General features: G+C 43.6%; 7 protein-coding genes, 3 tRNA genes and 1 rRNA gene. 2 read left to right on the top strand and 9 right to left on the bottom strand.

The genetic code is table 11. The annotated features are described in order from the left end of the window. Positions 1 to 278 precede the first annotated feature (278 nt). From OCU77_RS03535 to OCU77_RS03495, 9 genes are all read right to left on the bottom strand, one after another. A tRNA-Ala gene (locus OCU77_RS03535) sits at positions 279 to 354 on the bottom strand. 32 nt (positions 355 to 386) lie between these two features. After that, positions 387 to 462 (bottom strand) — tRNA-Val (locus OCU77_RS03530). A 37-nt stretch (positions 463 to 499) separates the two neighbouring features. Then, a tRNA-Glu gene (locus tag OCU77_RS03525) sits at positions 500 to 575 on the bottom strand. A gap of 101 nt (positions 576 to 676) precedes the next feature. Beyond that, positions 677 to 2,219: ribosomal RNA gene (locus tag OCU77_RS03520) — 16S ribosomal RNA — on the bottom strand. 348 nt (positions 2,220 to 2,567) lie between these two features. Next, positions 2,568 to 3,581 carry an ABC transporter ATP-binding protein gene (locus OCU77_RS03515; RefSeq protein WP_107303092.1) on the bottom strand — a complete coding sequence of 338 codons (1,014 nt, stop codon included), beginning with the start codon at positions 3,579 to 3,581 and terminating at the stop codon, positions 2,568 to 2,570. Further along, positions 3,581 to 4,567: an ABC transporter ATP-binding protein gene (locus OCU77_RS03510; RefSeq protein WP_048899962.1), complete on the bottom strand. Its 987-nt coding sequence runs from the start codon at positions 4,565 to 4,567 to the stop codon at positions 3,581 to 3,583. Before OCU77_RS03510 ends, OCU77_RS03515 begins: the two co-directional genes overlap by 1 nt. Then, positions 4,568 to 6,415, bottom strand: a complete 1,848-nt coding sequence (locus OCU77_RS03505; protein ID WP_107303091.1) for an extracellular solute-binding protein — start codon at positions 6,413 to 6,415, stop codon at positions 4,568 to 4,570. Positions 6,416 to 6,466: 51 nt separating this feature from the next. After that, on the bottom strand, positions 6,467 to 7,507 hold the full coding sequence (locus OCU77_RS03500; RefSeq protein WP_390624761.1) for an ABC transporter permease: 1,041 nt from the start codon (positions 7,505 to 7,507) through the stop codon (positions 6,467 to 6,469). 4 nt (positions 7,508 to 7,511) lie between these two features. After that, positions 7,512 to 8,537 (bottom strand): ABC transporter permease subunit, encoded by a 1,026-nt coding sequence (locus OCU77_RS03495; RefSeq protein ID WP_107303090.1) that lies wholly within the window; start codon positions 8,535 to 8,537, stop codon positions 7,512 to 7,514. Between the two features lie 416 nt (positions 8,538 to 8,953). Here OCU77_RS03495 and OCU77_RS03490 point away from each other — a divergent pair, with 416 nt between their 5' ends. Together OCU77_RS03490 and OCU77_RS03485 are read left to right on the top strand one after the other, a co-directional pair. Continuing rightward, positions 8,954 to 9,769 (top strand): hypothetical protein, encoded by an 816-nt coding sequence (locus OCU77_RS03490; RefSeq protein WP_144414922.1) that lies wholly within the window; start codon positions 8,954 to 8,956, stop codon positions 9,767 to 9,769. Between the two features lie 17 nt (positions 9,770 to 9,786). Further along, positions 9,787 to 13,383, top strand: coding sequence for a zinc-dependent metalloprotease (locus tag OCU77_RS03485; RefSeq protein WP_107303089.1), 3,597 nt, complete (start codon positions 9,787 to 9,789; stop codon positions 13,381 to 13,383). Positions 13,384 to 13,428 lie beyond the last annotated feature (45 nt).

Here is a 13,428-nt window from a genome sequence, read left to right as displayed (position 1 = left end):
CCCCAAGAGGTCTGTATGTTCAAACAACCAAGGTTGTGTGTCTGATAAGGACACAAATTGGTTTTTCGCCGGACTCATACACAAGACACTTGAATGTGTGTTGTTTTGAGAACTCGTATTTTCTTTCGAAAATACTATTGTCATTCAATCATTCGATTGAATGTACTAGTCAGCTTTCCAGATTGTTAAAGAGCATGTGTTTCTGATTCTATAAAATAGAAACGAGATCCACTTTTTAACGACACTCGCTTCAAAAAGAAGAAAATGCATTTAAAGAGTGGTGGAGCTAAGCGGGATCGAACCGCTGACCTCTTCGCTGCCAGCGAAGCGCTCTCCCAGCTGAGCTATAGCCCCATAGGGTATTCATTTTTACGTTTAAGAAAGAATGGTGGGCGATACCGGGCTCGAACCAGTGACCCCCTCCTTGTAAGGGAGGTGCTCTCCCAACTGAGCTAATCGCCCACGTGTCTAATAAGATATTAATTATCTTAAAAGAAAGTGGCGTCCCATAGGGGAGTCGAACCCCTGTTACCGCCGTGAAAGGGCGGTGTCCTAGGCCTCTAGACGAATGGGACTAAGTCTTTCTTGCTAAATGTTGTTGGGCAACATTTAGCGCTCTTTTACATTTCGACCAAGCAATCTGTGTGGACACTGCATTAAACAAGCAGTCTATCGTTAAGGAGGTGATCCAGCCCCAGGTTCCCCTAGGGCTACCTTGTTACGACTTCACCCCAGTCATGAACCACACCGTGGTAAACGCCCTCCCGAAGGTTAAGCTATCTACTTCTGGTGCAGCCCACTCCCATGGTGTGACGGGCGGTGTGTACAAGGCCCGGGAACGTATTCACCGTGGCATTCTGATCCACGATTACTAGCGATTCCGACTTCATGGAGTCGAGTTGCAGACTCCAATCCGGACTACGACGTACTTTCTGGGATTCGCTCACCATCGCTGGTTGGCAGCCCTCTGTATACGCCATTGTAGCACGTGTGTAGCCCTACTCGTAAGGGCCATGATGACTTGACGTCGTCCCCACCTTCCTCCGGTTTATCACCGGCAGTCTCCCTGGAGTTCCCACCATTATGTGCTGGCAAACAAGGATAAGGGTTGCGCTCGTTGCGGGACTTAACCCAACATTTCACAACACGAGCTGACGACAGCCATGCAGCACCTGTCTCAGAGTTCCCGAAGGCACTAAGCTATCTCTAGCGAATTCTCTGGATGTCAAGAGTAGGTAAGGTTCTTCGCGTTGCATCGAATTAAACCACATGCTCCACCGCTTGTGCGGGCCCCCGTCAATTCATTTGAGTTTTAATCTTGCGACCGTACTCCCCAGGCGGTCTACTTAACGCGTTAGCTCCGAAAGCCAGTGTTCAAGACACCAACCTCCAAGTAGACATCGTTTACGGCGTGGACTACCAGGGTATCTAATCCTGTTTGCTCCCCACGCTTTCGCATCTGAGCGTCAGTCTTTGTCCAGGGGGCCGCCTTCGCCACCGGTATTCCTTCAGATCTCTACGCATTTCACCGCTACACCTGAAATTCTACCCCCCTCTACAAGACTCTAGTCTGCCAGTTCAAAATGCTGTTCCGAGGTTGAGCCCCGGGCTTTCACATCTTGCTTAACAGACCGCCTGCATGCGCTTTACGCCCAGTAATTCCGATTAACGCTCGCACCCTCCGTATTACCGCGGCTGCTGGCACGGAGTTAGCCGGTGCTTCTTCTGCAGCTAACGTCAAATGATAGCGCTATTAACACTACCACCTTCCTCACTGCTGAAAGTACTTTACAACCCGAAGGCCTTCTTCATACACGCGGCATGGCTGCATCAGGGTTTCCCCCATTGTGCAATATTCCCCACTGCTGCCTCCCGTAGGAGTCTGGACCGTGTCTCAGTTCCAGTGTGGCTGATCATCCTCTCAGACCAGCTAGGGATCGTCGCCTTGGTGAGCCTTTACCCCACCAACTAGCTAATCCCACCTGGGCTAATCTTGACGCGAGAGGTCCGAAGATCCCCCTCTTTGGCCCGTAGGCATTATGCGGTATTAGCTATCGTTTCCAATAGTTATCCCCCACATCAAGGCATATTCCCAGGCATTACTCACCCGTCCGCCGCTCGTCAGCGAAGTAGCAAGCTACTTCCTGTTACCGCTCGACTTGCATGTGTTAGGCCTGCCGCCAGCGTTCAATCTGAGCCATGATCAAACTCTTCAATTAAAGTTTTGTTGGTCTTGCGACCGGCTCAATGAATACTGATTGAACATCGATAACTAGAAGCTAGTCATGATATTCGAATTGACTGTGCCAACTTACTCTCACTACCGAAGCAGTAAACTTAAATTGTATTGGTCACTCAGTTCATTGATATAATCTTTTTTGACTATTCATTTCACGAGTGCCCACACAGATTGCATGGTCAAATTGTTAAAGAACATACTGACAAATCATTCAGGCGAACCGTCTTATTCCGTGTCAGTGAGGACGCATTATAGGGAGTTCCCAAAAGCTGGCAACCCCTAAATTCAAAAAAAAACACCAACCGCACACTTTTTAAACAAAAGCGATTTAATCTGTACTTAAAACCTCTACTTTCCCGCTTTCAATCGGGTATTGCTCTAAAGGGAAATGGCAAGCAACACTATGATTCATTGATAAATACTGTTTTTGAGGCTGGTTTGTTCGACACTTTTCCGCAGCATAGCGACAGCGGGTATGAAAGCGACAACCATCGGGAGGATTTATCGGTGAAGGCAGCTCACCTTTAAGCATTATTCTAGTTTTATTACGTAGCCTTGGGTTAGGTATAGGTATTGCCGACAATAGTGCTTGGGTATACGGATGGAGAGGCTGGCGATACACGCTGTCTGTCGGGCCTGTTTCTACAATCTTTCCCAAATACATAACGGCAACACGATCTGATATGTGTTTTACAACTGATAAATCATGAGCGATAAATATCAGCGATAAATGAAGCTCCTGCTGCAAAGACAAGAGTAAATTAATAATTTGCGCCTGCACAGACACATCCAAAGCCGATACCGATTCATCGCAGACTAACAACTTCGGCTTTAGCGCAATAGCGCGTGCAATCCCAATACGTTGCTTTTGCCCACCTGAAAACTCATGAGGGTAACGCTCGGCAGCGCTTTCAGACAAACCTACCTTTACGAGCAGCTCTTTCACCCAAGTCTTACGCTCTTTGGCTGTGCCTATATTATGAATGATGAATGGCTCTTCGATAATCATGCCAACAGTGTGGCGAGCATTAAGTGAGTCGGTCGGGTCTTGAAAGACAATTTGCATATCTTGTCTTAATACCCGCATCTCTTTTACTGATAACGCCGTAATATCTTTACCTTCAAAATATATCTGCCCGGCAGTCGGCTCAAATAATTTCAGTAGCGTTCGTCCTAGCGTACTTTTACCACATCCAGACTCTCCGACCAGCCCTAGTGTTTCGCCTTTTTTTAAACTAAGGCTAACCCCATCGACGGCTTTTACTGAATAGCCTTTTCGTAAGATACCGCCCCCCGAATGAAAGTGCTTTTCAAGGTTTTCAATCTTTAATAATTCCGTCATTAGTCTACCTCTCGCCAATGATGGCAACTTACACGATGCGTTTTGTCTAACAACTCCCAAGGTGGTTGCTGATACTCACATTTCGTCGACATAAATTGACACCGCGTGCAGAAACGGCAGCCTTCAGGCATTTCATCTAATTGAGGTACATTACCAGAGATGGTTTGTAGCGGCTGTTTATGGCCAACATTCAATGTAGGCATTGATTGCAATAAGCCCCTACTATATGGATGTTTAGGTTGTTCAAATAAGGTGAACACATCACAGACCTCAACGGCTCTCCCCGCATACATCACCACAACCTCATCACACATTTCTGCCACAACGCCTAAATCATGGGTGATGAAGATGATAGCCATCCCAGTCTCTTGCTGTATCTCTCGCATCAAATCGAGGATCTGCGCTTGAACAGTCACGTCCAGTGCTGTAGTTGGCTCATCACAAATCAACACATCAGGCTGGCATGCTAACGCAATCGCAATCATCACTCGCTGGCGCATACCGCCAGATAAGTTGTGCGGATATTCAAAAATACGTTGCTCTGGTGACGGAATACCGACTTTGGTAAACATAGACAGCGCGTAATCGAATCGTTGCCGTTTATTAAGCTCTGGTCGATGAAGCTCTAATACTTCATTGATCTGTTTGCCTATGGTGTGTACTGGGTTCAGCGCTGTCATTGGATCTTGAAAGATCATTGATATTCGATTACCCCGCATCTGGTAGAGCTCATGCGGGGCTAATCCGAGCAAATCAATACCATCAAAATTCACTTTTCCCGCAACAACTTGCCCATAAGGCCGTGGTAAAAGCCCAATGATCGACATGGCTGTCACACTCTTACCACAACCTGATTCACCAACGATGCCTAATGTTTTTCCTTTTTTCACCTCAAATGACACACCATCGAGCACCCTAACCACACCATTATCCGTAGTGAACTCGGTCTCAAGATCACACACAGATAAGATTACCGAGTCTGCCATTTATTCTTTCTCCGGTGCTAAGCGCTTATAAGTTTCATCGACAACCGTCATAGGTTCAAACGCCTCGCCTTTTTTCACTGCTGCTTTGGTATTTTTGTATTCCACAGGGTCGATCCAAAACGTACCATAATCACGGAAAGTCCCAGTTGTGAATAAGAATTTGGTCAGTTTTGTCATCGCAGGTTTAGGATATTTCAACCAACGCCAGTAACCTTCACGGGTATAAGGCACCATGTAGCCTGGAATAATGACATTAGCCTCACTCACTAGCTGTTGAATTTGGCGAGAAACCGCTTTTTTCTTTTCAAGATCGAATTCAGAACGGTAAGACATGATGAGGGTATCGAGTTCAGGAGAACTAAAATTGGTAAAGTTGTTATTTTGAATCTTATTCGCATTATCTGAGTGGAAATACTCCCAATAAGCAGGGATTTCAGACGTGCCCATTCGATGAAAAGACAGCTGGTGCTTTTTCTCTAGTACATATTTAAATGCTGACGAACCATCCACAAGGTTAAGTGTCAACTCTAGCCCTGCTTCTTTGGCTTGCTCTTTTAAATACGCAATTCTCGGTGTGTGTTGGGCGTAACCATAAGTCACTGCAAAGGTTAATCGCTCCCCTTTGCTATTGATGCGAATACCATCGCCACCGACTTTATCAAAGCCAGCCTCTGCAAATTTTTGCGCTGCCAATTCAGGGGCAAAGGTCGGTGCAGTAATAGTATTATTGGTATAGTCACCGTGTCCAACTCCGACTCCATTAGGCAGGCGCGTGTAATCATTGCGAAGCAACTTAGAAATCATGCCATCAAAGTCAATAGCATGTGCCAACCCTTCTCGAATAACTGGGTTATCGAGCTTATCTTTGGCTGTATTGATCCATATACCGCCAGCCCCCTCTGGCACTTGGTTGTAGCCCCAAAACTTATGAATATAACCTTGCTGATAAGGCTTGGTATTTGATTTTTCATGCCAAAGCGATGGAATAAGTAAGGCAAACGTATCTATGTTTCCTTTCTCAAAATGCTTCTTCGCGATATCGTTATCACGGATGACTTTGATGCTGATTTTTTCAACGTTATAACGGTTCTTAAAATAGCGGTTAGAGTATCCCCACCAATCTTGGCCGATATGCTTAAATGTGAGTGACTTGCCTTTTTTCACTTTATCTAAGTAATAAGGGCCTGCAGATGGTTCAGCTTTGAAATTGTATCTACGAACAAAGTTATCATCGATGCCATCATTATTTTTATCATCTTTCGGTTGATAAAAGTGCGCAGGACGAGGTTGGAAATTACTATAAATCATCAAGTCTTCACGGTTTCGCGGTTTTGTCGACACAACCGCAAACGTATGATCATCGTACTTCACAACTTCTTTGATCTGTTCAGTGTAATGCTGGTTATACCAAGGGTCGATGATGTCTTTTGAACGCATCAGTGTCAGAACAAAAACGAAGTCATCCGCTGTTATCGCTTCACCATCAGACCACGTCGCTTTCGGGTTGATTTTAAAGTAAACCGTTTTGTTATCATCCCCGTAAGCCCATTCATCGGTAATTTCAGGAATCCACTTATTTGTAACTGGGTGACGAGTAACAGAGGCAGGGCGATTATCCACGAGCCATGAACGAAATGCCCCATTTGAGTCAGGGCCGATCACACGAAATGTCTGAGGGAAACTTTGGATATAAGTCCGAAATTTGCCACCAAACTGTGCTTCTTCAGAGGCAAATAATGGCTCATTTGAATTCGAGATCCAGGTTAGGTTGTCAGGTAGTTGCGCCGCTTGCACAGTAAAATGAAAAGCTGTCGCAGCCATTGCAACAGAAAGCGTTAAACACTTCATCGTTATACATCCTTGTGTTAGTGATGAATCAAATTTTCGTATCAGCCTGATTTAAATATAGCGGGTGTATTTTTTAGGGTCGAACGCCTCTCGTATGGCTTCACCGATAAAGGTCACCATGACCAATACCACTACGATGGCCGTAACGACAGATATCACAATCCATGGAGAATCAAGGTTTGATTTCCCTTGCTGTAATAAGTCGCCCCAACTCGGCGTCGGTGGCATGAGCCCTAACCCTAAATAATCAAGCGCCGTCAACGCAGTAATGTTTGCGGCTATCGTAAAGGGAGCGAGTGTGACTATCATCACCATGGTATTAGGCAAGATATGCTTAAACATAATCCGTGTCGTCGATGCCCCTAAAGCTCTCGCTGCCATCACATATTCTCTCGCTGATTCTTTATAAGTCATGGTTCGCATATACCAAGTCATCCCCATCCAGCCAAAGAGCACATTGATGGCGACAAAGAGTGAGAATGTTGGCTGAGTTATCGATACGAGAATCATGATGACGTATAAAAATGGCACCATCGACCATATTTCAATCACACGTTGAGCAATAAGATCAAACTTCCCCCCCAAAAATCCCATCGCACAGCCAACCGCGACGCCTATGGTGTAAGAAATAAGCATGGTGCTTAATGCAAACCCCATTGCGATACGAAAGCCATATACCAAACGCGCAACAATGTCTCGCCCAATAGTGTCGGTTCCTAAATAATGCCGGTCTGTCGCACTTGGTGCTGTCGGTGGGAAATCACCGCTAAAATCTTGCTCATAGGGATCCCATGGAATAATAGGCAGTAATACCCAATTACCCTCCTGTTGCTGCTGATATAAAGCTTGAAGCTCGCGGTAATTAGCTTCTTTTTCATAGCCCAAACCAAAGTCAGAACCTGATCGCACATCACTTAATACGGGAAAAGACCACTCACCGTTATAGCTTACGATTAACGCTTTGCTATTGATAAACAGCTCTGCGACCAATGAAAATAGTAATAAAAAAGACAAGGTAATAAACGAATAATAACCACGTTTAATTTGTTTAAATCGACGTAACTTACGGCGAGTAAGAGGGTTAATATTCATCAGCTTAGGCTCCAAACTTCACACGAGGATCGACCACAGCAACACACATATCCGACAGTATGTTACCTATCATCAACATGACAGCATTTATCGCGACTATCCCCATCACAACGGGGTAATCACGCTCCATGATGGCCTCATAGCCAAGCAACCCTATCCCATCGATATTGAAAATAACTTCAATCAAAAAAGAGCCTGTCATAAAGAAAAGCAACGAATTACCAAAATGACTCGCAATAGGAATTAAGCTATTACGCAAAGCATGCTTACGAACAGCCACTTTGAACGGCAACCCTTTGGCAATCGCTGTTCGGACATAATCTGCCGATAAATTTTCCATCAGGTTATTCTTCATCGTCATGGTTAGCGTGGCAAAATCACCAATGAGGTAACAGATTAACGGTAGCACTGCATGCCACATAATATCTTTCAGCTGTTCTGCAAACGTCTCATAATCATCAAAGTCATCACCTACAAAGCCCCCCATAGGAAACCATTCAAGGTGATAACTAAACAAAGTAATTAATAAGATACCCACCACATAACCAGGTAACGCGTAGCCAACAAAAATCAAAATAGAAGAAGAGGAATCAAACACGCTGCCATGGCGCATGGCTTTAAAATAACCAAGGGGAATAGAAATAAAGTAGCTGATAAAGAAGGTCATGCCGCCATAAAAAGCAGACACTGGAATACGCTCAGCAATCATATCCCAAACAGGTTCGTAGTAACGCGTTGACTCGCCAAAGTCGAAAACAACAAGTTTACTCAACCAATCACTGTATGCTTCAAAAACCGGCTTATCTAAACCATAAAACGCATTTAGCTCAGCAATTTGATCATCAGAGAGCGCATTACTTCCTCCAACTGCTGTACTTGTGGCTTGTACATCACCTTTCGCTTGCATACTCGCCAGCAAGCGCTCAACAGGGCCGCCAGGCACAAACCGCGTAATAGTAAATATCAGTAGGGTTACACCAAGAAAAGTTGGGATCACCAATATTAATCGGCGTAAAAAATATGACAACATCGACGACACTCCTTGTCGTTATTTATTTTGTCGCACTATATTGGAGTTTAATACTATATCAAAACCAATAACAAGGATTATCACTCAACTCAAATATGTCACATCATAGGCGCTAACTATGTCCTAGGTGATTTATTGCTAACAATGAAGAATGAAAAAGTAAATACCGTGTCAATTTCAACTCAATAAAAACATAAAAGTAAAATAGCACTCCCAAAGGAAATTAAGTCACATCATCAACGAAATAACTATATTTCAACTCAATTCACCATGACAAGCTACTAAGTCAACATTTAACTATCACCCCCTCCCTAATAATTAGAATAATCACCATAAAATGAACATTGACCATGCCATATACAAAACTGTAACAATATTAAAGTAAACACCGTCAATAATATGGTTAATGGATGAACATGATGGACATAACAAATATAAAGAGGAAAGGAATTCCCAAAAGGTATGACTATCTATTGCTAATAATTAGCTTGCTACTTGCCAATACTAGTTATGCAGATATGAGTAATGTCAGCGGTTATGTATCAATGACATACTCTTCAAATTATGTTGATACAAATGATCACCGTAGTATTCGAAATTTAAATTGGTCTGGTAACCTTAATTACACATTTAGTGATAATACTATTTATGTCGATTCTGGGGGTTACCGTGTATATGAAGATGACGTCGGCACATATTTAACCGATACGATAATTGGTATTAGAAACAATCAGTATTATCAATGGGAAGAGACAGGTAACATTGGATATGCAATTCAATTTACGTTACCAACTTCAGAATTCTCTAAAAAAGATAAACTCTATACTGCACTGCGACTTTCAATACCAATCACCAATAAATGGGGAAATATTAACTATTTTTTCACCCCGAGAGTTAAAAAGAATTTTCATAAATATAAAACAGCGGGAGACAAAAACTTAACCGAGTGGGTTGCATCTATCAACACAGGTATTGGCTATCAATGGCATGATTTTACAGCTAAGCTTTCACTGCTTGGTGGAACAGCTTGGAGCTACCACGGTACACGTAGAGACTGGAACTATTCAGGGGCACTCTCTGGTATTTGGCAAATAACACCACATTTTTACACCGCACTATCAACATCCAATTCTGGCGTTTATTTTGATGCTGAACGTGGCACTGTTGGCAACATAGACATCTTCGATCTTAATACAGCGAACTATTCCATAGCTGTTGGGTATTCATTTTAAATACAAAAGGAGTTTGTATGAAACGATCACTGGTCGCATCAAGCATTATCTCTGCGTTATTTCTCGCAGGATGTGGTGCTGATAATCAAAGCTATGATCTTGTTGAAAGAGATCCTCATCAAGTAACCAAGCGAGAAATAAAAACGGATCAAGTTTATCTTTATATGCCATCGATGGCGAAAGCGCCACGTTATGCAGTTAGTATGGCGCCATTCATGCAAGGGCAAGAAAAACTGGTTCGATTTTTCTATACCGAAGAAGGATTAGAAGTACGTCAACTTAGTCCTGATGTTATTAGCCAAGCACAAATTAATAATAATGATTTTGGTCGCTGGTCTGATGTTGATACAAATTTAAGTCCACTAATAAAACTGCCGGGTACATATCAAGATTATCGCTGTAAAGAAGATGCATACGATGACTGTACAAATAAAGAAGAAGAAAATACAGACGATAATGTCAATTGGAAAGATAAGAAATTCTTTACTCCTGACTATACAAAATTGGCGGTATTAGAAAGAGACTGGGATGATTTATTCACCTATTCAACGGGATGTTATACCGCAGTAGGTCCAGCCCGACTGGCGACTGATTGGGAAGGTTATGAATTAAAAGATGGTGCGCTGAATATAGAACTGGAACAAGATTATCAAATATCTAATCAGTGGAGCTGTCTCGTTAATGCTTTATTCCAAGGTGATGATGGTATCGACTTTAATAACCTGACTTTTACGGTTTCAAACTTTTATTCGTTTGTCCCTCTGAGTGCCGTGCAGAGCCAAGATTATGAGCCTGTTCTTTACCCTAAAGGCGATGAAGATACTTTTGGTATGTTTGCCTCACAAGTCTCTCGCCCCGACCACCTAGGAAACAATACCCAAGATGGTAACCGTATTCACTACATGCACCGTTTCAACCCGACACAAGGAAGTGTCGACTATCACTTATCCGATAGCTTCGATATAAACCCAGCAACCCAGTTTTATAAGCAAATCACCATAGATGTGATAGACAGGATCAATCCGCAACTAACTAAAGTTGGCGTACCTAGTATTACTTTGCATCAACCTTCTGGTAAGCGCTCTGGCGATCTACGCTACAACGTGATCAACCTTATCCACGAACCGCTACAAAATGGATTAGCAGGATACGGACCTTCAGCAGTCAACCCCGTTACAGGGGAGATTGTTCATGCACATGTTAACCAATATTCAGGTGTATTAGAGAGCATCGCTTACCGTTTATGGGATCGCATCGCGATCCAATATAACCAAGGTAATGTTAAGCCAATGCCAAAACAGGAAAACGAGCAACTATCTGCTGCACCCGTTGCTTTATCGTATTCCACTCCTGATGGCACCCCCCTCGAAAGCAATGCTGATTTAATCGTATCGGTCGCCTCAAATACTTTACCACCAGCAGCACAAATGCAGGCCAGTGAACCGATTGATAACGCATTAAAAGCCTTAAACGAACTTAACCAAATCCCTCAAGATACGCTGACCCCGCTTGACCTAGTCGAAATTAACGAACTCGAAAAGCGCCTATGGGCCGAACACAATATGTTTCCTGTTTCGAGCTTATGGTCGAGTACCACGGAAAAAATGCTGCCCACTATGGTCGTTGCCGGTCAGTCAATCGATTTTACCTCTGAGGATGCCTATGTATGGTCAGACAATGAACGTACCCAACTGAAACGCTGGGACCAGCTAACCATAGAGCAACAGACACATGTCGGTCGTATTTTGGCTGGTATTTACTATGCAAAAACCTTAGTTCATGAAATAGGTCATAACTTAGGGTTACGCCATAACTTCCAAGGCAGTAATGACGATACCAACTTCTTCACCAAACAGCAGGCGCATAATCACGGCCTAAAATACATCCCAGCGTACAGCTCTATCATGGACTATAACCCATCAATGATGGATGCATTACCTGTCTTTGGCCTCTACGACAAAGCCGCATTGCGTTTCGCTTACAAACGCCAAGTTGAAGTATCCACATTCGGTTCAGCATCAGAGGCCGATGCCGTATCACCAAAATACTTTGACTTAAGTGTTTATGATAAAGAACTCAAAACTGCTTTCTTTGCTGAAAATACTCACTTAGATCCACGCTTAAGCGATGGTGTTTTAAGTGCTGCAGTTAATGACGCCGTATTAGACGATAAGTGGAGTGATAAAGTCCCAGGCGATAAGGTTTTGCGTGAATTCAAATACTGCACCGATGGCAATGTCAGCTTAAACACTGACTGTAATCGCCATGACGAAGGTCGAAATCATAGTGAGATCAACAATTATAACTGGCAGCGTTACTACGAACATTTCTCGCTAAGCACCCAGAGAAATAATCGTAAAAACTTTGATGAATCAACACTAAGTGATTACGCCATTGGCCGCGTCAACACTTTCATGAATTGGCGTGAAAACATTCAAATGTTCGATCGTATGTCACAATACATAGGTTGGAGTGATGCCGACCGTCTATTCATTGCTCAAACGGACCCTGTCTGTACCGGCCAAATGGAAATATGGCCAGTGTCAGATTTTAACTTCGATTACTTCTGTGGCATGGCGCAAGGCATTGATGAACTCAGAAATAACCTTGTAAATCTGGTTATTCAGCCAGATCATCAGTGTGAAGTTCAAAATGCAGTTGGTGAAGTGAGTTACCGTACACTGAACGATGTCATTTACCAAAGTGCGGTGCGCAGCCAGCTCGCTCAAGGGGAAGTACCACAAAGCTGCTTCCATCCAGCGATTGAGTCCTACTTAACCAGCCAAGGGCAAACACTGTTAGCTGAAGCGGGCAAAATGCTCAACAGCGGTAAAGCCCCCAATGTGAACCCGAAGTTTAATTATGTCGGTATGTTTGATTACTACGGTTTCTGGCCCGATAAATTTGCCGCAATGGCAGCCTTGTTAGAGCGAGATGGTATCCGACGCACCACTGATCGGACCGATAGTGCTTTGGTTGATTTGCCTTACATTGTCCCAACGGGTGGTAATGGTTATATCAACTACGATATCTTTACAATCTTGCTTGATGATATCGCCCTTGGTACAAACAATGCTCAAACCATACTCGGTACTCAATTATTCAGAGACCGAGAAGGCAACGCAGTTGCACCACAAGGTGACTTCACAACCTTTGAGCTAAATACCAAAGTAGAAGCGGCCCCTTACTACGCCAAGAACCTCAAGCGCTTCTATAACTTGCCTCACAAAGGTGAATACAGCCAAATTGAAGCACTACTCAAGCTGGTAGTGCAGTTTAGTGATAGTCAAACAGGCTATTACACCCATGGTGATAAGTTAGCGCAGTATGTTTCATTACGTAGCAGTAACGATCATGTGAGCCAACTCGAAACCTTTGTCCGTAAAAATGGCCAAAGCTACTACGCCAGTCCTGCCAACGGGTTGGCATTCCAGATGATTCAGTTTATCAAGGAACTAAACCAGCTTCTTGATCCCAATATCGATAACAGCACACTCAAGTTAAAGCACATCACACTGGCTCAGTTTGACGAGACTAAACAGCAAGCGAAACTCCTTAAGCTCGCCAACCGTTATCAACAGGTACTAGAAATTTTACCACTGGATAACCGCTAAGTAAGTATTATCCAAAACGAAAACAGGTCGCCTAAGCGACCTGTT

The organism is Photobacterium swingsii (assembly GCF_024346715.1).
GTDB lineage: Bacteria > Pseudomonadota > Gammaproteobacteria > Enterobacterales > Vibrionaceae > Photobacterium > Photobacterium swingsii.
This window is presented reverse-complemented; position numbering and strand designations above follow the sequence as displayed.